Raw genomic sequence first — 23,932 nt, 5'->3', positions numbered from 1 at the left:
GGATAAGCCAGAACAAGGTTTGCTTGAGCCACCCTTCGGCAGCCAGCGCATGCCTCCCGTTCAGGGCGCGCTGAAGCCCGATTTGCCGACAGAAAAAGCTGACCCGTTTCCGGATCAGCTCTTGAGTTCTTATTCGGTTACTTCTTTTCGCGCATAAACGATTTCTTTTTCCTTCTCCATTTCCGCATCGGGTCTGGCAGGCTTTTTGATGAACAAAGCGAGGCCAAATGCCACAAGCGCTATGAACGTAGAGACGAAGAATGAAAAGTTGATGCCTTCAAGCATCGCCAAATTGACAATGTCTGCAGGGTTAGTGCCGTTCGCCGCCAATTCTTTCGCGGCTGATTCGGTGCGGGCGTTCATGATGGAAATTAGGAACGCAGAACCGACAGCCCCTGCCACTTGCTGAAGCGTGTTGTTGATGGCCGTTCCGTGCGGATAGGATTTCACCGGCAGCGTATTGAGGCCATTTGTCATGACCGGCATCATGACCAGTGAAATGCCGAACATGCGGAGCGTATAAATCAGCATAATGCTGACGAAACTGGAATCCAGGCTTAATTGGCTGAACATATAAGTCGTTGCCACAACGATGGCTAGCCCCGGGATGGCGAGGACTTTTGCGCCGTACTTATCGAATAGCCGCCCATTGATCGGTGACATCGCTCCCATGACGAGCGCCCCCGGCAGCATTAGCAGGCCTGAATCGATCGGCGAAATGCCTTTGATGGTCTGGATGTAAATCGGCATCAGAATCATAGCCGAGAACATGGACATCGAAACCACGACCGAAATGGCGGACGACAAGGCAAACATCGGATATTTGTAGATCCGGATTTGCAAAAGCGGTTCATCCAGCTTCAACTGCCGGAAGATGAATAGGATTAGCGAGACGATCCCGACGGCGATGGTCCCCATGACCACCGGATCGGTCCAGCCGGCTGTACCGGCAGAACTGAATCCGTACAGGATGCCGCCGAAGCCCAAACTCGAAAGAACCAAGGAAGCTTGGTCCAGCGACAGCTCCCGGTTCTGGAAAGTCAGGTTCTTCAATTTGAAGATACCGAGCGCCAGCGGCACCAGCGCAATCGGCAGCACCATCCAGAACAGGACGCGCCACGAATAATGTTCAATAATGAATCCTGACAATGTCGGGCCGATCGCAGGAGCAACGACCATGACCAAACCGAAGATGCCCATTGCGGAACCGCGTTTTTCAATCGGAAAAGCGGCCAGCATGACATTCATCAATAGCGGCATCATCAAAGCGGCACCCGCAGCCTGTACCATGCGACCGGCAAGAAGAATGCTGAAGGCTGGCGCTACAGCAGCCAAAAGCGTCCCCAAAGCGAAAAGTGACATGGCCGCAATGAAAATCGACCGGTTTGAATAGCGCTGGATCAGGTAGGCGCTCGCAGGAATCAGGATTCCGTTGACGAGCATATAGGCAGTCACCAGCCATTGGGCTGTCGAGGGTTCAATGCCAAAGTCCAGCATAATCGAAGGCAACGCGATATTCAGCAGGGTTTGGTTGAAGATGGCCACAAAAGCTCCGGTAAAGAGTATGGCGATAATGCCGTAAGGCGGTTTTTTCTGTTCTTTCATTCTATTTTTTCCTCCATCTATCCTTGTGTTTTTCATAATGCTCTAACTCCATTGCATCATTCTATACCGTTAGTCTATTTTAATCAAGAAAAATATACCGACAGTATAAAATAATTGATATGAAAGGGTTTTCGCGGTATGATGACACTAGACTATGAGTATAAAGGTGGAGCAAATGAACTCAAAAAAACAGAACATCATCAATGCCGCCTATTCCCTCTTCATCAATAAAGGCTATAACGCTTCTTCGATCCAGGACATCCTTGATGAAGCCGGCGTTTCGAAAGGGACGTTCTATAAATACTTTACTTCCAAGACCGAATGCCTGATGGCCATCATGGACTCCATTGGCAGCGAAATCCGCCAGAAGCGCATGGCAGCCGCGGCTGATAAACCGATAAATGATCCTCAAGTGCTCGCCGACCAGCTGAGCATCCGCATCCAGCTGAACCAGGAAAAGAATTTATTTTCCTTGTATGAAAGCATTTTCTACTCCCAGGACAAGGAGCTGAAGGAGTTTTCCAAAGGAACTTACCTGAAAGAGCTGGATTGGCTCACTTCCCGGATCATCGATATCTTCGGGAAAGAAGCGGAACCTTACGCCCTCGACAATGCAGCTGTCCTCCACGGATCCATCCAGCAGCTGGTCCATATCTGGAAGCTGACCTCGAACGAAGACCTGCCGACGGACAGATTGGCGGCATTCGTCGTACGGCGGCTGGAAGTTTCTATCGCGTCCCAAATCGCATCAGGCGAGCGCTTTATCCAAGCAATGGAACTATCCCCTGAAAAGATGGGCGAGAACTTGACGCTCGAAGAATTGGGGACACAATTGGACAGCTACAGCCGATTGCTTGAGGAAGATGAAGAAACCCAGCAGCTCATCTCGTTCCTTGCAGAAGAACTGCACTTGGAGAAGCCGCGTAAAGCGGTGGTACAAAGCGTCCTGGGCACACTGGCGACCAATGTGCCGCATGAAGCGGAAATCCTGATTTTGCTTGAGCAAGTCTGGAAAAAAGTAGCGAAGTTTGAATAGAAAAAGGCAGAGCCTGATTTGGGCTCTGCCTTTTTTTAGCTTTATTCCATTATGGTTTTCTGCGCCCTTGCACTGCCTGTTCAAAAGCATAGGCGTATTCAATCAAGACGGGTTCGCTGAACGCCTTGCCGGTGAAAGTGATGCTGAATGGTTCCTGCGTTTCCGTCAAGCCGAACGGTACGGTGACCGACGGGAAACCTGCGGCAGCAGCGATATTGCAGCCATAGTCCTTTGGCAAAAGCAGGGCATCCGCACCGGCTTCTTTCAGCGTCGCCCGAATCCCTTGCTCAGCAGCGAGGAACCGGTTGCGTTCGAGTGCTTCGACGTATTCCCGCTCGGTCAATTTCCCTGTCATGTTGTTCGTTTGTTCGAGCAGGTTCTGGCCGAACTTCAGCATCCTTTCGGAATGTTCGTTGTTGAATGCAATGACGTCATCCAGTGAACGGATCGAATTTTTCGGATTCGAGCGCGCCAAATAGTCATTCAGGTCGGCTTTGAATTCATGCAGCAGCACCGCAAAGCCGAGGTCTTCCTGATCAGCGCCAAGATCGATATTGTCGACGATCTCCGCTCCGCACTCCCGCAACTTTTCGAGCGCCTCTTCAAAAGCTTCCCGTTCTTCCGCTGAAATCTTTTCATCGAATAAATTCCGCGGCACTCCGAACCGGATGCCATTGAGGCCGTCTTTGTTGAAATGCTGTTCCCATGCATAATCTTCAAAAGGCTCTGCATAACCTGTGATTTCATCCTCCGGGTCATGGCCGATGATGGCCGCAAAAACCGCTACGGCATCTTCGACTGTCCGGGCTAACGGCCCTGGAATGTCCTGAGTGTGCGACAGCGGAATGATTCCGCTCCGGCTGGCGAGCCCCATGGTCGGCTTGATGCCCACCAAGCTGTTCTGTGAAGCCGGATTGATAATGGATCCGGAGGTTTCTGTGCCGAGCGCGGCAACCGCTAGATTGGAAGCTACCGCTGCAGCCGATCCTGAACTGGATCCGCCGACATCGAATGCGCCGTAGGGGTTTTTCACTTGCCCGCCCCTTGAGCTGTAGCCGTTGGTCATTTTGTCCGACATGAAATTCGCCCATTCCGTGATATTCGTTTTGCCGAGGATGACTGCCCCCGCATCGCGCAGCTTTTTCACGACATGCGCATCCTGCAGTGCATAATGGTCTTTCAAAGCAAGCGACCCTGCACTAGTGTGCATCTTGTCGTTCGTGTCCATATTATCCTTCACCAAAATCGGAATGCCATGGAGCGGCGAGCGCACGCGCCCTTGGCTCCGCTCGAAATCACGCGCCTGGGCGATTTGCAGCGCGTCCGGATTGATTTCAAGGACCGCATTGGTATTCTGGTCGCGCAAGGAAATATTTTCTTTATACATCAGCACAAGCTCCTCCGCTGTCAGGCTCCCTTCCGCCATTTCCTGTTGGAGTTCTTTGATGGACATTTCATCCAGCCGGTCCCGCCGGTAGTCTTCCAATTTTTTATGATGCATCGCGTTTCCTCCATTCCGATGATTCTTCCGCATTCTGCCCATTGAAAAAAGCCGGAGGGGGGCCGGCTTATAGATCTTCTGTATAAGTTTTCATCAATTCATATAGTGACAATTCATACAGCTGCCTGCCGTCGATCTTAAAGACGTTCTGCTCTACCAATTGGTCAATGATGATGGATCGTTTATCTTCGAATTTCGATTCTGGTATTTGTTCCATTTTGCTCTTTCTCTCCTTGTAGAAGTCTTCCATTCTCTTTACCCTGCTGCTGGAATGAATAAAACCTCTTTTGGAAAAAAGCATCATTTTTTACCGGACAATTCTATGCTCTCTAGAAAATCGAATCGACAGCCGCTTTTGCGATCGTTCCATTCGCCAGGATAAACTTGTCGATTTTTACATGCGAAAAGTTCTCGACATGTTCTTCCCTTTCCACTTCAACGGTCGTATGTACACCCGGAGCAATTCTTTCGACCGCACAAGCGATCATCAGCGACTTGCCGTCCGTCAGCATCTGGTCGCCGATGTTGTCATCCGCAAAAATCAACACTGCTTTTGCATGGCGGATATTCGCTTTGTTCAGCGTCTCCGATTCTGTCGCATTCCCCCGCACATAATGGATGCGGTCGTGCAGCTCTTTCGCCTTCTCCAATTTATCGATGACGACAATCATCCTCTTCGGATCGCGCGCCAGTATTTCCTTTATGGCAATTTCCGCTTTATGCGACCAATCAATGATGACGATATGGTTTTTCTCTTCAAACATCAAATCCCCGCCTTCCCTGCGTTTTCTCAGCAATCCGAAACTATCGAACGCTTTCCCGATAAATGTTGCAAACAGCCCGATGCCAAGCACATATAAAAAGAGGATGGTGTAGATTTTGCCCGCACTGGTGGCAGGCGAAATATCCCCATAGCCGACAGTCAGAATCGTTGTCATGGTGAACCAGAATGAATCGAGGTAATTCGTGAATGTCTCAGGCTCGATAACCGGCAATAGGATTGTGGTAAATACGATAAGCAGGATCGTGGACCATGTCAGGATAAGCCACGACAGACTGGTCAATTTATAGAACACTCTCCGGATGATCAAAGCGAATCCTCCCTTTTATTGCATCAATCTTGTTTTAGCGTAACTTCATCATAAATGAGAAAAGCCCGGGAGTCGATGCCGACTTCCAGGCTTTCCGTTTTGGTTTATCCCATTCAAATTATGGTCTATCGGAGGCTGCTTTTTGCAGCAACCGTTTCATTCACTCCACAAGTTCCATTTCAAAACTTTCCAGCAAAGCGCTCACTTCCGCGGTCGTTTTTGTGTTCATCAATTGATTTCTCAATTCACCTGCACCCCGGAAGCCCTTGACGTATATTTTAAAGAAGCGATGGAGCCCTGTGACTGGGCGCGGCAATTCTTCCATATATTGATCGTGGAGATCAAGCTGCAGCCTTAAAAGATCCAGGTATTCCTTGCTGCTGTGCTCTCTCGGCTCTTTTTCAAAAGCGAACGGATTTTTGAAAACGCCTCGGCCGATCATCACTCCATCGACTCCGTACTTTTCTACAAGTTCCAAGCCCATTTGGCGGTCAAGGATATCTCCGTTGATGGTAAGCAGCGTTTGAGGCGCGATGCGGTCGCGCAATTCCTTGATTTCCGGAATCAGCTCCCAATGCGCCTCTCCTTGGCTCATTTCTTTTCTGGTCCGCAAATGGATCGAAAGATTGGCAATATCCTGGCGGAGGATGTGTGCCAACCATTCCTTCCATTCGTCAATTTCCGAATAACCCAGCCGAGTCTTCACGCTGACGGGAAGGCCGCCTGCTTTTGCTGCTTCAATAATTTCTGCAGCCGCATCCGGACGCAGGATCAGGCCGCTGCCTTTGCCCCGCGTTGCCACGTTCGGCACAGGGCAGCCCATGTTGATATCGATGCCTTTGAAGCCCATCTCCGCCATACCGATGCTCATCTGGCGGAAGTATTCAGGCTTATCGCCCCAGATATGGGCGACCATCGGCTGTTCATCTTCCGTAAACAGCAAACGCCCGCGCACACTTTTGATACCTTCCGGATGGCAATAGCTTTCCGTGTTCGTGAACTCCGTGAAAAATACGTCCGGCCGGCCGGCTTGGCTAATGACATGGCGAAATACGACATCCGTCACATCTTCCATTGGCGCGAGTACAAAAAACGGTTTCGGCAACTCCTGCCAAAAATTTTCTTTCATTCCCATACAAATCCTTTCATTTGAAAACAAAAGCGGTTAGGCAGTCCGTACTGCCCGCTTTTTATATTTATATGTCTTAATACAGTGTTTCGATATACAGTGAAGTAGTAATTTGTAATAACCGATATTCCGCAAAACAGCGGCGCTTGCCTGCGGGCGAGCGCCAAGCCTCCTCAGCCGCGTTGCGGCTTGCGGGGTCTCGGCTGTCTCGCTTTCCCGCGGGCGTCTCCGCTGTTTTGCTCCATATCTTTGATAGTACTGCTAAAACAAATAGAGTTGTCTTTTGCCAGTGAACGATACCAGCGCCGGCGCGCCCACGGGCTAGGTGAAGCAATGAGACGAGTGGTCTTCTCGGCTCATTGCGGGAGCCATGCCCAAAGCGCCGAAGCGGCATATTAGTCTTCTCTTTATTAATTCACCGTCTCCCGATACTACCTAAATACTTAACACGCAAAATACGCTTTGTTTGAATCAATCAGCCAGTTCCAGCCACGCGACCGCTTCGCAATGTGTGGTCTGTGGGAACATGTCGACCGGCTGGACTTCTTTTGTCCGGTAGCCGCCGTCTTCGAGGATCCGCAGATCGCGTGCAAGTGTCGCAGGGTTGCAGGAAACGTAGACGACGCGCCTCGGGCGTTGCTTCAGGATCGTTTGCAATAATTGCTCGTCGCATCCTTTGCGCGGCGGGTCGACAACCAGAACGTCTGCTGTCTTGCCTTCTTTATACCAGCGCGGAATCACTTGTTCCGCCGGTCCTGCTTCAAATAATGTATTCGAGAAGCCGTTCAGCTCCGCGTTTCGCTTGGCGTCTTCGATCGCCTGCGGAACGATTTCCACGCCCATGACGAATTTCGCTTTTTGTGCCAGGAACAACGAGATGGTCCCGATGCCGCAATAAGCGTCGATCACCGTTTCGTCGCCTGTCAATTGGGCATATTCCAACGCTTGCCCGTAAAGCACTTCGGTCTGTTCAGGGTTGATCTGGTAGAACGACCGTGCCGATATCTCGAAACGCACATCGCCGATCCGGTCTTCGATCACAGCTTTGCCCCAAAGCGTCAGCGTCTCATCGCCGAAAATGACATTGGTCTTTTCCGGGTTGACGTTCTGGATGATTGACGTAACTTCCGGTACAAACGAGCGGATCAATTCAACTGCGCGTTCGCTTTGCGGGAATTTCTTCTTTTTCGTGACCAGCGTCACCATGATTTCGCCGGTTGCCCGGCCTTTCCGTACCACGACGTGGCGCAGCTGGCCGCGATGCGTTTCTTCTTCATAAGGTTCGATGCCCATTTCATGCAGGCTCTGCTTTAAGCCGGACATGATGGCATCCGCTTCCATCGTCTGGATTAGGCAGATATCTGTATCGGCAATATTGTGGGAGCGGCTTTCATAGAAGCCTGCCACTACGCGGCCGTTCTCGGTGCCGAACGGTATCTGTGATTTATTGCGGTAGCGCCATGGATTGTCCATGCCTTTTACAGGATGCACCGGAACATCCGGCAATTTCCCGATGCGGGTAATCGCATTACGGACCATGTTCCCTTTAAAGGCCAGCTGCCCTTCGTAGGACAAATGCTGAATCTGGCAGCCCCCGCACGTATCAAATACCGGGCACGGCGCTTTCACCCGGAACGGCGATTCTTTTTCGATTTCGATCAATTTGGCAAAGCCATAGGATTTCAAGGTTTTCAGGACATGGACCTTCACATCTTCACCCGGCAAGGCGCCTTGGATGAAAAGCGGATAGCCGTCGACTTTCGCAACGCCTGCTCCGTCATGCGTCAAATCTTCCACATAGACGGACAAACGGTCATTTTTTTGTACTGGTTTCAATTCGTTCACTCCGTTTCGCATTGCTCTATCATACAACAAAAAAACGCGGCAGGCAAAAGGCCTGCGCGCGTCCCTTATTTCTTTTCTTTTGATACGATTCCATCCTTCAAGGATATCCAGAACCCGAAGCCAATGGCAGCGAACAAGACGAGAAACGGTGCATAAAATATGAGAAAGTCCTGCATCTAAAATGCCTCCTTTAAGCGTGGTAATCCGATTTGCCTTTGACATAATCCTTGTCGAACAAGAACAGCCGGAATAAAAGATACAGCGACGGCAGCAGCAAACCGAGCCCTGCGATAAACGCAATGATCAACGCGATCGCCATCGTATCATTCGTGAAGCTGTCATAGATGGTCAGGTACGGATACAGCAAATACGGGAAATGCGATACGCCGTATGCAAAGAATGCAGTGAAGAATTGCCCCACAAGCAAGATGAAGGCAAGTCCGTAGCTGCGGCGTTTCCAGATCAGGTAGACCGTTCCCAGGAAGAGAAGGAACGAAATTCCGAAAACCCACCACAAATCAAGCAAGCGTTCATAATGCATGAAATTATGGCCGCGCAATTCGAAGATGATGCCGGTTGCCGTGATAATGGCGGGCCCGGCCCAGACAAGCGCATATTTGCGCATCAGATCTGTCGCCTTCGCATCACCGGCTTTATTCGCATACCATGTCAGGAATACAGCGGAGATATAAAGGACCGCCGCCAAACTGAGGACGACGATGCTCCACATTAGCGGACTCGTGAACAGTGCCCAATAATCCAGATAGGGCTCAGCGCCGTCCAATTTGATGAACCCGCCTTCAGACATGGCCAGCACCGGCGATAATGATGCCGGCAGCAGCAAGCCGGAAAGGCCGTACATATAGATATAGCCCCGGTGATTGATTTTCGCCCCGTACGTCGCGAAAGCGTAATACGAGCCGCGGATCGACAAGAGCACCAATGCGATGCTTGCCGGGATGAGCAGCGTCGTTCCGTAATAGAAGGCTGTCTGCGGGAAGAACCCGATGATGCCGACGAAGAAGAAGACGAAAAAGACGTTTGTCACTTCCCATACCGGCGACAGATAGCGCTGGATGATTCCTGTCAAAATATGCTGTTTGTTGGTGAAGGCGCTGTAGGCATTGAAGAATCCGGCCCCGAAGTCGATCGAAGCGACGATGACGTAAAGGAACAAAAACAGCCAAAGCACCGATATTCCGATTATTTCGAGTGTCATCCGTGCCCACCGCCTTTTTGCGCTTCCCGGTCAGCCAATTCTTTTTCCACCGGATTCCGTTTATACATGCGAGATAATACAACGATTGTACCGACACCGAGAACAAAGTAAAGACCGGCAAACAAGATGATCATCAAATCGACTTGTCCGCTTGTGGTTGCGGCTTCACTTGTTCTCATGTAGCCGCGGAGAATCCACGGTTGGCGTCCGACTTCCGTGAACCACCAGCCGGCTTCGATCGCGATGAGCGCCAGCGGGCCGGTCAAGAGCGTCAGCCAGCGGAACCATTTCGCGCGGACAATCGCCCAGCCGCGCCAAGCGCCGACCACGTAGACAAAGGAGAAGAACGCAAGCCACATGCCGATGCTGACCATCAAATCGAACAAGTAATGGATCCACAGCGGCGGCCGTTCATCTTCCGGGAATTCATTCAGCCCGGTCACTTCAGCTCCCGGCATACCGTGTGCAAGGATGCTTAATGCGTATGGAATCCGGATTGCGTATTTGGGTTCCTCGCCATCCAATACTCCGAACAGCACTAAATCCGCATTGCCTTCCGTTTCGAAATGCCATTCAGCTGCAGCCAATTTTTCCGGCTGGTATTCTGCCAGGTACTTCCCGGAAAAGTCGCCGATGATGGCGGTCGCGATTGAAAAGACCAATCCGAGTTTCATCGTCAGGAACAGCGCTTTTTTATGGTAGACATGGTCCGACCCGCGGATCAGCCGCAGCGCTGCAATGGAGGCCAGCACGAAAGCAGATGTCATGAAAGCTGTTGCGACAACGTGCGCCACTTTGGTCGGCACCGCCGGATTGAAGATGGCGAGCAGCGGCGACACGTTCACCAGTTCGCCGTTCAGGATTTCAAAGCCTTGCGGCGAGTTCATGAACGCATTGACGATTGTGATGAATACAGATGAAGCGGCAGCGCCAAGCGCTACAGGAATCAGCAATAATAAATGCTTGCGCTGGTCCTCGAAGCGGTCCCATGTATACAGATAGATGCCGAGGAAAATCGCTTCAAAGAAAAAGGCGAATACTTCCATGAACAGCGGCAATGCGATGACGTTGCCGGCAAGCTGCATGAAATTCGGCCACAGCAGCGATAGCTGAAGCCCGATGGCGGTGCCCGTAACTACGCCGACCGCCACAGTGATGACGAAGCCGCGTGCCCAACGCCGAGCGAGCAGGATGTAATGCTCATCGTTCTTCTTGATGCCCACCCATTGCGCAATCATGATCATGAGCGGCACGCCGACGCCGATCGTCGCATATAAAATATGGAATGAAAGCGTCATTAGAGTCAGAATACGGCTCAATAAAGCTGTATCTTCAAATCCCATTTCAGTATTTCTCCTTTCAGACCCAAAAAATTTCCGTTCTGTTGCTTACATTCCCATTGTACATTATCTCTCCTTCCCGCTCTCTTTCTAAACCTTGCCGATTGCCATTTTTCCGGGCACCTTTGAATAACTTGTGACATCCCCTAAAACAAATCTATTGAAATATTTCTAAATATTTAGTATTCTGATTAGAACAATAAAAAAGGATGATGCATCATGAGAACAAGACGAAAAGTATTCGCTTATATTACGAGAGGGCCCGAAGAGCAGAAAGAACTGCTTGTTTTCGAGCACCAGGGAGAGCCGGAAGCCGGATTGCAGGTTCCCGGAGGGACGATTGAAGATGGAGAAATGCTGATTGATGCGCTTTACCGCGAAGTGCAGGAAGAAACCGGATTGCCGCGCGCCGTCCTGGAATTCGTCGGCAAGATCCACAAATACAATTATTATCCCGAACACCAGGATAAAGTATACGAACGCAACATCTTCCATTTCGAGTATACCGGAGAAAAGGTGGATTATTGGGAACACAAAATTGTCAGCGATGGCCGGGACAACGGCCGAACGTTCCAGTTCCATTGGGAGCCGGTCGAGAACTGCCCGAAACTGGCAGCCGGACAAGACGCAGCCCTCGAGCTGATGGAATAAAAATTGCACTCTTACCAATTCAAAAAGGAGCTCTCTAAAAAGCTCCAAACTAAAGACCGAAGGAGAAAAAGCAATGCTTTTTCTCCTTCGGTCTTTTCTATTTGCTATAAATGGCTGCTGGGAATGGAGGCGGCGAACAAGTTGGCCGAAGGCATTTCGGCCAACTTGTTTGCGACGAAGCAGCGAAGCGATGCAGGAGCACCGGTTTTACCAGCGGGATAGCGAAGTGCCGAAATCCACTCGGACGCTAGTCCGAGTTAGTTCGACGCGAGCCCGCGGAAAGCGTCCGCCGCAATGGACAGCCCCTTTTTTTATGTGGAATGTCCTCTAGAGGTCCCGCTCATCCGTCTCCACTTTTAAAAACTCCAGCACTTCCCCGCTGCCGCTGATTCTCACACCCGTCAAATACCTGCCATAGGCAGCGCCGGTGTCAATGTTCCAGGCATTTGCCTCTGCATCATAGATTGGCCGTTCCCCTGGAGTATGGCCGATGACCTGCAGTTTCCCGATATTTTTCAAGCGGCTGCGGTTCCAAAGGATGCCGACTTCGCTGCCTTCTATCATTGGATCCTGTGCCAATTCCGATATCCCTGCATGGCTTACATACAGATGGCTGCTTTCAAAGAACAAGGGCAGTCGGCTGAGCCAGGCCGCATCGTCCCGGCAATCCCGTTTTTCATTCTCATACTGCCGGATGGTTTCTGCCCCTCCTTGCCGAAGCCAATTGGGATTCGGTCCATGAAAGAAGTGCTGCTGCATTTCATGTTCATGGTTCCCTTTCAAGAAGTGCACCCGGTTTGGATATTCCGCGCTCAACTCTCTGGCCCATGAAACCATTTGCGGTGAATTTTTCCCCCGGTCGATCAAGTCGCCCAGCTGGATCAGCGTTTCAGTTTCCTTGTCCCAGTTTTTCTCTGCCATCGTCCGGAACGTATGAAAGCAGCCGTGGACATCGCCGATTATCAAAAACTGCATGTATGGCATCCCCTTCCCATAAAATCAAGGTGCAAAAAAAGCCGAATCGCATACCGATCCGGCTTTTCTGTTTCATTCAAACTTGTTCTTATTTCCGGTCCTTGTCCTGGATGGATGAAAGCGGGACGAGCACTTCAATATGGCGGCCCAGATTTTCAAACGTCGCCGGCAGCAAGCCCCCGTATTCCCCATCCAAATTCAAAAGCACGCGCTCATCGGAAGTGACCGAAATCTTACTGGCTTTTGCATAGATGACATGCGGATCGGATAAATGTTCGCCGCGGAGGGCCAACGATGCCACCCGGATAAATTCCGCCATGTTCAATTCCTTCAGAATGAGCAAAGTGAACTTGCCATCGTTGATGCTGGCGTCCGGCGCCAATTTCTCAAAGCCGCCGACCGAGTTGGTCAGGCCGATCAAGAACATCATGGCATGATCATCGAAAACTTCCCCGTCATATTCGATGCGGACTTTCGAGGAACGGATCGATGGCAGCATCTCGATGCCTTTTAAGTAATACGCCATCTGCCCTAGCATCGTTTTCAACTTACTGGGCACTTCGTACGTCAGTTCGGTGAGCCTGCCGCCACCGGCAATATTGATGAAATGGCGATCGTTCATCAACCCGACGTCCACCGGAATCGATTCGCCCTGGATGATGATGTCGACGGCTTTATTGATATCGCGCGGAATATGGACAGCCCGGGCAAAATCATTTGTCGTCCCCATCGGAATCAGTCCGATTTTGGGGCGCTCCGGAAAACCGGAAACCCCCGAAACCACTTCGTTCAATGTACCATCGCCGCCTACCGCAACAATCAAGTCGAATTTTCTTTCTACGGCAGCCGCCGCTGCGACGGTCGCATCGCCTTCGCCAGTTGTTGCGTGGCAAGATGTTTCATATCCCGCCTGTTCCATCTTTTCGAGTACTTCCGGCAGATGTTTGCGGAACAATTCCCGGCCGGAAGTCGGGTTATAAATGATTCGTGCACGTTTCATACGAGACTCAGCCTTTCTCCACGTTCTTTATACAAAAATAGGACCGCTTGCTTGCGGAAAAGTTCCATACAGGAAAAAAACCGACATATTGCCGGCATCCCTTATTTCAGGCTTTCCTTGAATGTCTTGCGAAGATCTTCATACACAGCCAGCCAGAAATCTTTGTTCCAAGTGAAACCGTCCGAGATTTCCCCGATGACCGTCTTCAGATGAAGATCATATTGCGGATCGTCTTTTTCAGGCAGCACCGATTTTTTCTCATCGACAAATTCCTGGACTTTGGGTGTACGCGGTCCCCAATCCCCCAGCACTTCCCCATCCTGGGAAAGAATGATGTATTTCGGAATTGAACGGCCGCCGTTGGTCAAGTAGCGCTCCATCAATTCGGGATTCTGGTCGCGGTAAACACAGCGGACCTTGAGCCCGGCTGCTTCAGCCAGCTTGCGTAGAATGGAATTGTTCATCATGGCGTCTCCGCACCAGTCTTCCGTAATCACCAGCACATGCGGCTGTTTTTCTTTCAAGAGAGAAATGAATTCCGGATCTTCCGGCAGTTCGAATTTCTCATAAATCGAATAGGACTTGTCTTGATTCGACTCCATCTGAGCCATATAGCTTTCCAATGTTATTGCATCTTCAAAATACTGCTGTTCTGTCGTCATCATCAATCACTTCTCCTTTATCTTAGTTTACTTGTCCGGCTGGGAAGCTTCAACTCATATACTGCAGGCAGAGAAAAACGGCCCGCAAAGCAGGCCGTTCCAAACTGTAGACAAAGTCTAATGTGAATGAATAAAGAATGCATAAGCCCGACTGGACTGGCCACCTGTATCTAAAAGATGAGGTTAGAATACTAATCGTGCTTTGACCTGCTGGGTACAATCCTCTGGCTTCAGGATCCGAAACGGAAGGCGGCGACTCCTGTGGGATAGCGAAGTGCCAAAATCCACTCGGACGCCAGTCCGAGTTAGTTCGGCGCGAGCCCACGGAAAGCGTCCGCCTGTAGTGGAGGGTCCGGAATAGCTTCTACGAAGTATAAGATCATTCAAAACGATAAAAAACACCTTTTGCCTAGAAGCACAAACGGCCCGCAAAGCGGGCCGTTCCTTTATCGTTTTGCGATTTCTTCAAGCAGGATTTTATTGAGCAATGGCGGGTTTGCCTGCCCTTTTGTCTGCTTCATGATTTGGCCTACCAAGAAGCCGATTGCACGGTCTTTACCGTTTTTGAAGTCTTCGATCGATTGCGGGTTGTTATCCAAAGAAGCAGTAACAAACTCACGCAATGTGCCTTCGTCCGAAATTTGGACAAGGCCTTTTGCTTTGACGATATCGTTCGCGTCTCCGCCTTTTTCAATCAATTCCTTGAAGACCTTCTTAGCGATTTTCGAGGAAATCGTGCCGTCCGAAATCAGCTTGATCATGCCAGCCAAGCCTTCAGGAGTCAATTGGGTCTCGCTCAATTCCTTTTGCTCGGCATTCAAGTAAGCGGAAACTTCGCCCATCAGCCAGTTGGATGCAAGTTTTGCATCCGCGCCGGTCGCAACTGTCGCTTCGAAAAAGTCCGAAATCGGTTTCGCCAGCGTCAAGACCATCGCATCATACGATGACAAGCCTAGTTCAGAAACATAGCGCGCTTTGCGGGCATCCGGAAGTTCCGGGATTTCAGAACGGACGCGTTCCAGCCAAGCGTCATCAATGATGATGTCGACAAGATCCGGTTCCGGGAAGTAACGGTAATCGTCCGACCCTTCTTTCACGCGCATCAAAAGGGTTTTACCCGTGGATTCATCGTAGCGGCGGGTTTCCTGTTCGATGATGCCGCCTGAAAGCAACACTTGCTCCTGACGGACTTGTTCGTGCTCAATTCCTTTGCGCACAAAGTTGAATGAGTTCAAGTTCTTCAATTCAGTTTTTGTGCCGAATTGTTCCTGGCCATATGGACGCAATGAAATGTTGGCGTCGCAGCGGAGCGAGCCTTCTTCCATACGCACATCAGAAACACCTGTGTACTGGATGATCGCTTTGATTTTTTCCAAGTAGGCATAAGCTTCTTCCGGCGTACGGATGTCCGGTTCTGACACGATTTCAATCAGCGGTGTGCCTTGGCGGTTAAGGTCGACCAAAGAGTGGCCATTGCCCGTATGCGTCAGCTTCCCGGCATCTTCTTCCATGTGGAGGCGCGTGATGCCGATGCGTTTTTTCTCGCCTTTTACTTCGATTTCAATCCAGCCGTGTTCGCCGATCGGCTCATCAAACTGGGAAATCTGGTAAGCTTTCGGGTTATCCGGATAAAAATAGTTTTTGCGGTCGAATTTCGTGTGGCGGTTGATTTGGCAGTTTAACGCTAATGCTGCTTTCATCGCCCAGTCCACGGCAGTTTTGTTGACGACCGGCAAAACGCCCGGGTAGCCAAGATCGATCACGTTTGTATTGGTGTTCGGCTCTGCACCGAAATGGGCCGGTGCAGGAGAGAACATTTTGGATTCTGTTTTTAGCTCGACGTGTACTTCGAGGCCGATGATTGTTTCAAAATTCATTGTGCAGCTCCCTCCCAAACTTGAGGAGTTTTTTTATGGAAATCGGTTGCCTGCTCGAAAACGTCAGCAACGCGGTAAACCGTTTCTTCATCAAAATATTTCCCGATGATTTGCAAGCCAAGCGGCAAACCATTGTCAAAACCGCAAGGAACTGAAATCGCCGGAACCCCTGCCAAGTTGACAGGAATCGTTAAAATATCATTTGCATACATCGTCAGTGGATCGTCGATTTTTTCGCCGATTTTAAATGCCGGCGTCGGCGTTGTTGGCCCGATGATGACATCGTATTGTTCAAACGCTTTATCGAAATCCTGTTTGATCAATGTGCGCACTTTTTGTGCTTTCTTGTAATAGGCATCGTAGTAGCCTGAGCTGAGTGCATACGTTCCAAGCATGATGCGGCGCTTCACTTCATCGCCGAAACCTTCGGAACGGGTATTCATATAAAACTCCAGCAAATTGCCGGCTTTTTGGGTGCGGTAGCCATAGCGGATGCCATCAAAACGCGACAAGTTTGATGAAGCTTCAGAAGATGCGATCAAGTAATACGTCGATAGTGCATATTTCGAATGCGGCAGGGAAATCTCTTCCCATGTCGCGCCTTTTTCTTCAAGCACTTTTAATGCGTCGCGGACTGCCTGTTTGGCAGCTTCGCCGACGCCTTCCGCGAAGTATTCCTTCGGAACGCCGATGCGAAGGCCTTTGATATCGCCCGTCAACGCGGCTGCGAAATCCGGCACTTCTACGTTCGCTGAAGTTGAATCCTTGTCGTCATGGCCTGCAATCGCATTCAGCAGCAGCGCGTTGTCTTTAACTGTCCGCGTGATCGGTCCGATCTGGTCCAATGATGACGCATAAGCAATCAAACCAAAGCGGGAAACCCGTCCGTATGTCGGCTTCATGCCCACCACGCCGCAGAATGCAGCCGGCTGGCGAATAGATCCACCGGTATCTGATCCAAGCGTAAACGGTACTTCTCCAGCAGCTACAGCTGCTGCAGATCCGCCTGAAGATCCGCCCGGCACGGTTTCAAGATTCCAGGGGTTTTTCGTGTTTTTGTAGTATGAGTTCTCATTGGAAGATCCCATCGCAAATTCATCCATGTTCAATTTGCCGACGATGACCATGCCTGCAGCTTTGATTTTTTCCACAACGGTTGCATTGTAGATCGGGTTGAACCCTTCGAGGATCCGGCTTGAAGCTGTGGTTTCAATGCCTTCAGTGACGATATTGTCTTTTACGCCGATCGGCAGCCCGAACAACGGACCGCGCTCATCAAGAGGCGTTTCTTCCAATTGAGCCGCCTGCTTCAGTGCCCCTTCTTTATCAAGTGCCAAGAAGGCATCAACTTTTGAATCAAGCTCTTCGATGCGGCTGAACGCCTGCTCGGCCATTTCAGAAATGGTCATTTCCTTTGTATGTATCAATTCCTGCAGTTCTGCTGCAGTTTTATCCGCTAATCCCATTTTTTGCTCTCCTCCTTATCAGTCCAGAATGGTTGGAACTTTGATTTGTCCGGCTTCGTGCTCTTTTACGTTCTTCAGCACCAGTTCCCGGTCCAGCCCCGGTACCGCTTTGTCTTCGCGAAGCACATTGACCATTGGAAGTACGTGGGTCATCGGTTCGACATTTTCTGTATCCAATTCATTCAGCAGTTCCATTGCATTCGTGATCGCTTCCAATTGCTCTGCAAAATGTTCCGCTTCTTCATCAGTAATGGCCAATCGCGCCAAATGCGCTACTTCGATTACTTCTTCTTTTGTCATTTTCGCCATTTTTCTACACCTCCGGATTCAGTAAACATACGCTATATCATATCATTTTTATAAGAAAATGAATAGAGACAGCCGCATGGCTGTCTCCGTTCCTGTGCAAATTAATCATAAATGTGAACAATCGGTTCGGTCTGCCCTACTTTTCGGAGCACAAGCGCTTCCGGGCCGTTCGTCGAGGTCACGCTCACTTCCACTTCAATATTTTCCGGGAAGTGCTCTAGCACCAACCCCGTCAAGTATTGAGTGAAGCCGATCAGTTCAGCGGAGCCGTAAAACTGGATCGGGATGTCGATTTCCAATTTGCGCAATTGGTCATCCTGGTAAAAACCGGTGCCGATGACACTGGTGAAATTCGAAAAGTACTCTTCCACATCCATTTTGAAGTTGCGGAAAGATGTATCGACATCGCGGTATTTATCTCCCGTGCCGGATGTCGGGAAGATGATGTACTCCTCTTTCACCGGCGTCCAATTCGCAACAGCCGCTTCGTCGCCCGGCGCTACGCCGTACGCGAAATATGTGCCCGGTGCAATTGCTCCGCGGCTGTTCTGTTTGAACAGGCCGACGGCAATTGGAACATCTTTCATGCCTTCTTTTTCACGGAGGCGCTTGACGATTTCACCCGCCAGCCGTTTGCCTTCCTTTTCTACCTGTGCATGCGGAATCGTCTCTTCATAAGAGACTTCGTCGATCGAGTTGTAATAAATCGAATTCAATGCCAGCCCGATGGATACGCCGCCAAGGCGAATCGTTTCCTTGTCGGTCTTCACCAGGTAGTTCTGCTCGACGATATGCGCAAGAATCTCAGCAGGAGGACGGTCGCCGTCCGCTTTCTGTTTGTCGTTTCGCGGATCTGCCGGATTCAGGCCGAGCGGATTTTCCTTGCTGCTGCGGCTGAGCCAGGCACTGGCGTCTTCACTGGTGATTTTCTGGCCTTCCTGGAAATAATAATCGTCAGGAGAAAACTGGCGCTGAGACAAACGCAGGAGTCCGCTTTCCGCCTCCTGGATATCATACCGCGAGTTCAGCCGGTTGACGATCGCTCCGCGAGTTGCGCTTTGTTTATAAGGCAGCAGAGTACGGTAGTACCGGTCATCCAATTGCATGCTCGGTATGATTGCCGTTTCCGCTGCTTGTTCTTCTGTATTCAGCACTTCCGCTTCGTCCGACACGGAAGGCACACATCCCGAGAGCAGCAATACGCTGAGCGGGATCCACCATATGCGTTTCATTTTAAATCTCCTTATTTGCTCAATTCTTCGATAAGGCGCTCTTCGTCCCATACATCCACTTTCAGCTCTAATGCTTTTTCGAGCTTCGAGCCTGCCTCTTCGCCGGCGATGACCAAATCGGTCTTCTTGCTGACGCTTCCGGACACTTTGCCCCCCAGCGACTCGATGCGCTCCTGCGCTTCTCCGCGCGTCAGCTGGGACAGTTTTCCGGTGAGGACAATCTTCTTGCCGGCAAACGCATTGGCGCCGGCTTCAACGAATACGCGCGTTCCCGTATAAGTTAAATTGACGTTTGCTTCCGCTAAACGTTCCATCAATTGCCGCACTTCTTCCGTATCAAAATACGCTACGATCGAATCGGCCATTTTTTCACCGATTTCATGGATCTCGACCAGCTTTTCCTTGCTTGCCGCCATCAGCTTCTCCATTGAACCGAAATGCTCGGACAGAATGCGTGCACCGCGTTCGCCGACGTGGCGGATGCCCAAGCCGAACAGGAGCCGCTCCATGGAATTGCTGCGGGATGCATCGATTGCCGCAATGAGGTTGGAAGCTGATTTTTCGCCCATCCGCTCCAAGCCCATCAATTGCTCTTTCGTCAGTTTGTAAAGATCGGCAATGTCGGCAATCAGCCCTTCCCGGTACAATTGCTCGATGACCTTTTCGCCCAGCCCTTCGATGTTCATCGCATTGCGCGAAACGAAATGGATCAAGCCTTCCGTAATCTGCGCCGGGCATTGCGGGTTGACGCAGCGCAGCGCCACTTCGCCTTCGATGCGGACAAGTTCGCTGTCGCATGCCGGGCATTGGGTCGGCATCTCGAAAGGCTCCTCGCTTCCGGTGCGCTGGTCGGCCAATGCCGCCACCACTTCAGGAATGATATCGCCCGCTTTGCGGATGATGACTTTATCGCCGATGCGGATATCCTTTTCTTTGATCAGGTCTTCGTTATGCAATGATGCCCGCTGGACAGTGGTGCCTGCGACAGAGACCGGGTCGAGTATCGCGGTAGGCGTGACAACACCCGTCCGCCCGACGCTGAGCTCGATATCACGCACAGTGGTCAGCACTTCCTCAGCTGGGAATTTATAAGCGGTCGCCCATTTCGGGCTCTTCGCCGTAAAGCCGAGATCCTGCTGATGCAGATATCGGTTCACTTTGATGACGATGCCATCGATTTCATACGGCAGTTCCGATCGCTGCTCTTGCCAGTGGGCGATGAACGCCAGCACTTCTTCGACACTTTTGCAGACGCGGCGCTCATTATTGGTTTTAAAGCCGATCTTTTCAACGAACTTCAGCGATTCCTCGTGCTCGCTCAACCCGTAGGATTCCCCTTCGCTGCCGATGCCGTAAATAAACACATCCAAGTTGCGGCTCGCAGCGATTTTCGGATCGAGCTGGCGCAGGGAGCCGGCTGCCGCGTTCCGCGGATTGGCGAACAATTCTTCGCCGCGTTCGCCGCGTTCCGCGTTCAGATCATGGAACGATTTCTTCGGCATGAACACTTCGCCCCGCACTTCAATTGCGACAGGTTTCTTCAGCTTCAACGGAATCGTCCGCACGGTCCGGAGGTTGACGGTGATATCTTCCCCGACACGGCCGTCCCCGCGCGTCGCCCCTTGGACAAAGCGGCCGTTTTCGTAATGGAGTGCAACGGCAAGGCCGTCGATTTTCAGCTCGCAGACATACTCGATGTTGTCGCCTGCCCCGTTCCGGACGCGCTTGTCGAACTCGCGGATATCCTCTTCATTGAATACGTTCGATAAGCTGAGCATCGGGCTTGAATGGGTCACCTTTTCAAAATTCGAAATCGGCGTCCCCCCGACGCGCTGGGTAGGAGAATCCGGAAAGATCAAATCGGGATACAAGTTTTCAAGTTCGATCAATTCGTTCAGCAATTGGTCATATACCGCATCGGGAACTTCCGGCTTGTCCAGCACGTAATACGCGTGGCCATAAGCCCTCAGTGTTTCATTCAACTCAATCACTCGTTGTTCTGCTTGTATTCGGTCCATTGGATATCCTCCTGCTTATTCTTTTTCGATCGGTGCGAATTTCGCCAACAGCCGCTTGATGCCGACCGGGCTCGGGAATGCGATGTCGAGTTCCGTCTGTTCGCCTTCGCCTTTGACGCTGACGACCGTACCGGTCCCCCATTTTTTGTGTTTCGCGCGGTCGCCCGGGCGCCAGCCCAGCTTGTCGCCGCCGGATGATTCGTAGGCGGGGCGCGTCACCGCCGGACGCTTCGGCGCTTGCCGGTAGCTCGTCGCCGCTCCTGCGCGGTGGTTCGCGAATGTCGGTTGGATTAAATCCTCCGAGATTTCGGCGATGAAGCGGGACGGCATATTGTAATTGCTCTTGCCGAAAAGGGTGCGGGAAGTGGCATGCGTCAAATACAGCCGCTTTTCAGCCCGCGTGATGCCGACATATGCCAAGCGGCGCTCTTCTTCCAGTTCGTCGTTGTCGTTGTTCGAACGCGAATGCGGGAAGACGTTTTCTTCCAGGCCGATGATGAAGACGACGGGGAATTCCAGTCCCTTTGCGGCGTGCATCGTCATCAGAATGATCGGGCCGTCGGCATCTTCTTCATCGTCAAGCGAATCGATATCGGAAATCAAGGCAAGGTCTGTCAAAAAAGCCACAAGCGATTTGTCGTCGCTCTGCTTTTCGAACGCCTGCGTTACCGACAGGAACTCGTTCAAGTTTTCCAGGCGGCTTTCGCCTTCGATTGTCTTGTCGATCTGCAGCATATGGCGGTAGCCGGATTTGTCCAGCACTTCCTCCACCAATTCCGTCACTGACAGGTATTCCTGCATTTGCGTAAATCCGGCAATCATCGAGCGGAATTCGAGCGCTGTCTGTGCCGTCTTCGGCGTAAGCCCCATAAAATCGGCTTCCTGCAAGGCATCCATGATGGTGCGGTCCTGGTCGATCGCAAAACGCGCCATTTTCTCGAACGAAGTGGCGCCGATGCCGCGCTTCGGCTCATTGATGATGCGCGCAAGCGACAAATCGTCATCATTATTGGCGATCAGGCGCAAATAAGCCAGCAGATCCTTGATCTCTTTGCGGTCATAGAACTTGGTGCCGCCGACGATCGTATAGGACATATTCGATTTCACGAACATTTCCTCGAGCACCCGCGACTGGGCATTTGTTCGGTACAGGATGGCAAAATCCGATGTCTTGTAGCCGTCTTCCTGCATGAGCTTCTGAATTTCCTGCACTACGTATTGCGCTTCCTGGCGTTCATCGCCCGCTTTATGCAGTGTGATGGCCGGCCCTTCCGCGTTGTCCGTGCGCAATTCCTTCGGGTAGCGGCTCGTGTTCTTTTTGATTACGTCGTTTGCCGCCTGAAGGATCCGTTTCGTCGAGCGGTAGTTCTGCTCGAGCATGATGACTTTTGCGTTCGGGTAATCTTTCTCGAACGACAGGATGTTCGTGATATCCGCGCCGCGCCAGCGGTAGATCGACTGGTCCGAATCGCCGACCACGCAGATGTTCTTGAATTTACTCGCCAGCTTCTGCACCAATTGGTATTGGGCGTTGTTCGTATCCTGATACTCATCCACATGGATATAATGGAATTTATTCTGGTAGAACTCGAGCACTTCCGGGACCGTATTGAACAAATTGAGCGTCGTCATGATCAAATCGTCGAAATCGAGCGACTGGTTCTTTTTCAGACGTTTTTCGTACGCTTCATACACTTCCGCCACTGTTTTTTCGTACGGATTATGCGGATTCATGTTGGCTGCGAATTCCGTTGCGCTGATGCATTCGTTCTTCGAGGACGAAATGGCATTCAGAATCGTGCGCGGCTCGTATTTTTTCGGATCCAGGTTCAATTGTTTCAGGACATTCTTGATGACCGTCAACTGGTCAGTCGTGTCCAGGATCGAAAAGTTCTTGGACATGCCCATGCGGTCGATGTCCCGGCGGAGAATCCGCACGCACATCGAGTGGAACGTCGAAACCCACATGCGTTCTCCTGTCCCGTGTCCGAGCAGTCCGTCAATCCGGTTCCGCATTTCGCGTGCCGCTTTGTTGGTGAACGTGATCGCCAGAATGTTCGACGGATACACCTGTTTTTCCAGCACCAAATAAGCGATCCGATGCGTCAGCACCCGCGTCTTGCCCGACCCCGCACCTGCCATGATCAGCAAAGGGCCTTCTGTCGTTTTTACGGCTTCCGCCTGTTCGGGGTTCATCCCGTTGAGTAAACTGTTTGATATCATTTCCATTGTGCACCACCTCGAACGTCTGTTCTTTTTATTATAACGATTGTTTCCCGGTTTCCGCAACCGCCTTGACGGTCGCAAGCGCCGCTTCCAAATCTTCATAAATGATGTTTCCGACAACGATCGTATCGGCGAGCTGCGCCATCTCCTGCGCCTTCTCAGCCGAATCCACACCGCCCCCGTAAAACAACCGTGTCTCCTGCAATACGTTTTTGACTTCCCGGACCAATGCCGGGTCGCCGTATGTACCGCTATATTCCAAATAAAAAATCGGCAGCCGGAAAAAATGCTCCGCCATCCTCGCATACGCAAGGACGTCCTCTGTCGATAACGCTGTATCTGCTTTCGTCAATTCCGCCGCCTTGCAGGCAGGGTTCAAGATGCAATAGCCTTCCGGGACCAGTTCCTCCCAATCCATGAGATCGCCGTATTCCCGGATCGCCTCATGGTGAAGGCCTTTTATCCACCGCGGGTCGCTGCTGTTGAGCACCGTGGGGATGAAATAATAATCGAATCCCGGCGTCACGGAATCGATGGCCGAAACTTCTAGCACCACCGGCACCGTATAGCGCCGGACGCGCGACATTAAATCCAAGACATTGTCGAGTGTGACATTATCGCTGCCGCCAATCAAGATGGCATCGGTCCCAGATTCGCAAATTCGTTCCAACTGTCCATCCGGAATCATCTTTGCCGGATCTAATTTAAATACATGGCGCCATGTCTGAAAGTCCACAATCATCCACCTAA

At 51.1% G+C, this 23,932-nt stretch carries 21 protein-coding genes; 2 read left to right on the top strand and 19 right to left on the bottom strand.

What is annotated here, in order from left to right; translation table 11 throughout:
• Positions 1-129: 129 nt before the first annotated feature.
• The gene (locus ACTL32_RS17170; protein ID WP_441342611.1) at positions 130-1,605 is read right to left on the bottom strand and encodes an MDR family MFS transporter; all 1,476 of its coding nucleotides are present in this window, start codon (positions 1,603-1,605) and stop codon (positions 130-132) included.
• A gap of 175 nt (positions 1,606-1,780) precedes the next feature.
• Here ACTL32_RS17170 and ACTL32_RS17165 point away from each other — a divergent pair, with 175 nt between their 5' ends.
• Positions 1,781-2,641 (top strand): TetR/AcrR family transcriptional regulator, encoded by an 861-nt coding sequence (locus tag ACTL32_RS17165; protein ID WP_441342610.1) that lies wholly within the window; start codon positions 1,781-1,783, stop codon positions 2,639-2,641.
• A gap of 49 nt (positions 2,642-2,690) precedes the next feature.
• Here the strand turns inward: ACTL32_RS17165 and ACTL32_RS17160 are convergent, their stop codons facing one another.
• From ACTL32_RS17160 to ACTL32_RS17125, 8 genes are all read right to left on the bottom strand, one after another.
• Entirely contained in the window at positions 2,691-4,142 is a 1,452-nt protein-coding gene (locus ACTL32_RS17160) for an amidase family protein (protein ID WP_441342609.1), read from the bottom strand.
• Positions 4,143-4,209: 67 nt separating this feature from the next.
• Positions 4,210-4,359 carry a Fur-regulated basic protein FbpA gene (locus ACTL32_RS17155; RefSeq protein WP_204893652.1) on the bottom strand — a complete coding sequence of 50 codons (150 nt, stop codon included), beginning with the start codon at positions 4,357-4,359 and terminating at the stop codon, positions 4,210-4,212.
• Between the two features lie 112 nt (positions 4,360-4,471).
• Positions 4,472-5,233 (bottom strand): potassium channel family protein, encoded by a 762-nt coding sequence (locus tag ACTL32_RS17150; RefSeq protein WP_204893651.1) that lies wholly within the window; start codon positions 5,231-5,233, stop codon positions 4,472-4,474.
• A gap of 160 nt (positions 5,234-5,393) precedes the next feature.
• A complete protein-coding gene (locus ACTL32_RS17145; RefSeq protein WP_441342608.1) occupies positions 5,394-6,362 on the bottom strand; it encodes a tRNA dihydrouridine synthase in 969 nt (322 codons plus the stop codon).
• 471 nt (positions 6,363-6,833) lie between these two features.
• Positions 6,834-8,198: a 23S rRNA (uracil(1939)-C(5))-methyltransferase RlmD gene (gene rlmD / locus ACTL32_RS17140; protein WP_441342607.1), complete on the bottom strand. Its 1,365-nt coding sequence runs from the start codon at positions 8,196-8,198 to the stop codon at positions 6,834-6,836.
• Positions 8,199-8,272: 74 nt separating this feature from the next.
• Positions 8,273-8,383 (bottom strand): cytochrome bd oxidase small subunit CydS, encoded by a 111-nt coding sequence (gene cydS, locus ACTL32_RS17135; protein ID WP_377340689.1) that lies wholly within the window; start codon positions 8,381-8,383, stop codon positions 8,273-8,275.
• 14 nt (positions 8,384-8,397) lie between these two features.
• Positions 8,398-9,426, bottom strand: a complete 1,029-nt coding sequence (locus ACTL32_RS17130; RefSeq protein ID WP_441342606.1) for a cytochrome d ubiquinol oxidase subunit II — start codon at positions 9,424-9,426, stop codon at positions 8,398-8,400.
• Positions 9,423-10,769, bottom strand: coding sequence for a cytochrome ubiquinol oxidase subunit I (locus ACTL32_RS17125; protein WP_441342605.1), 1,347 nt, complete (start codon positions 10,767-10,769; stop codon positions 9,423-9,425). Before ACTL32_RS17125 ends, ACTL32_RS17130 begins: the two co-directional genes overlap by 4 nt.
• Before the next feature lie 216 nt (positions 10,770-10,985).
• Between ACTL32_RS17125 and ACTL32_RS17120 the strand changes: the two genes are divergently transcribed.
• A complete protein-coding gene (locus ACTL32_RS17120; RefSeq protein ID WP_204893645.1) occupies positions 10,986-11,417 on the top strand; it encodes an NUDIX hydrolase in 432 nt (143 codons plus the stop codon).
• A gap of 327 nt (positions 11,418-11,744) precedes the next feature.
• On the opposite strand, the gene ACTL32_RS17115 is transcribed toward ACTL32_RS17120, so the two are convergent.
• From ACTL32_RS17115 to ACTL32_RS17070, 10 genes are all read right to left on the bottom strand, one after another.
• Positions 11,745-12,392 carry a metallophosphoesterase family protein gene (locus ACTL32_RS17115; protein ID WP_441342604.1) on the bottom strand — a complete coding sequence of 216 codons (648 nt, stop codon included), beginning with the start codon at positions 12,390-12,392 and terminating at the stop codon, positions 11,745-11,747.
• Between the two features lie 88 nt (positions 12,393-12,480).
• Positions 12,481-13,392, bottom strand: a complete 912-nt coding sequence (locus ACTL32_RS17110) for a diacylglycerol kinase (protein ID WP_204893643.1) — start codon at positions 13,390-13,392, stop codon at positions 12,481-12,483.
• Positions 13,393-13,493: 101 nt separating this feature from the next.
• A complete protein-coding gene (locus ACTL32_RS17105; protein ID WP_441342650.1) occupies positions 13,494-14,054 on the bottom strand; it encodes a thioredoxin family protein in 561 nt (186 codons plus the stop codon).
• A 446-nt stretch (positions 14,055-14,500) separates the two neighbouring features.
• Positions 14,501-15,931 carry an Asp-tRNA(Asn)/Glu-tRNA(Gln) amidotransferase subunit GatB gene (gene gatB / locus ACTL32_RS17100; RefSeq protein WP_441342603.1) on the bottom strand — a complete coding sequence of 477 codons (1,431 nt, stop codon included), beginning with the start codon at positions 15,929-15,931 and terminating at the stop codon, positions 14,501-14,503.
• Positions 15,928-17,397 carry an Asp-tRNA(Asn)/Glu-tRNA(Gln) amidotransferase subunit GatA gene (gene gatA, locus ACTL32_RS17095; protein ID WP_441342601.1) on the bottom strand — a complete coding sequence of 490 codons (1,470 nt, stop codon included), beginning with the start codon at positions 17,395-17,397 and terminating at the stop codon, positions 15,928-15,930. Before gatA ends, gatB begins: the two co-directional genes overlap by 4 nt.
• A gap of 18 nt (positions 17,398-17,415) precedes the next feature.
• On the bottom strand, positions 17,416-17,706 hold the full coding sequence (gatC, locus tag ACTL32_RS17090) for an Asp-tRNA(Asn)/Glu-tRNA(Gln) amidotransferase subunit GatC (RefSeq protein WP_441342600.1): 291 nt from the start codon (positions 17,704-17,706) through the stop codon (positions 17,416-17,418).
• 101 nt (positions 17,707-17,807) lie between these two features.
• Complete coding sequence (locus ACTL32_RS17085) at positions 17,808-18,938, bottom strand: CamS family sex pheromone protein (RefSeq protein WP_441342599.1); 1,131 nt, start codon at positions 18,936-18,938, stop codon at positions 17,808-17,810.
• Between the two features lie 11 nt (positions 18,939-18,949).
• A complete protein-coding gene (ligA, locus tag ACTL32_RS17080; RefSeq protein WP_441342598.1) occupies positions 18,950-20,956 on the bottom strand; it encodes an NAD-dependent DNA ligase LigA in 2,007 nt (668 codons plus the stop codon).
• Between the two features lie 15 nt (positions 20,957-20,971).
• Positions 20,972-23,185 carry a DNA helicase PcrA gene (pcrA, locus tag ACTL32_RS17075; RefSeq protein WP_441342597.1) on the bottom strand — a complete coding sequence of 738 codons (2,214 nt, stop codon included), beginning with the start codon at positions 23,183-23,185 and terminating at the stop codon, positions 20,972-20,974.
• Positions 23,186-23,216: 31 nt separating this feature from the next.
• Positions 23,217-23,918, bottom strand: a complete 702-nt coding sequence (locus ACTL32_RS17070) for a heptaprenylglyceryl phosphate synthase (protein WP_441342596.1) — start codon at positions 23,916-23,918, stop codon at positions 23,217-23,219.
• Positions 23,919-23,932 lie beyond the last annotated feature (14 nt).

This window comes from Planococcus sp. FY231025, from assembly GCF_052078085.1.
Lineage (GTDB): Bacteria > Bacillota > Bacilli > Bacillales_A > Planococcaceae > Planococcus.
Note: the sequence above shows the minus strand (reverse complement) of the source record. Positions and strands in the feature narration are given on the sequence as shown.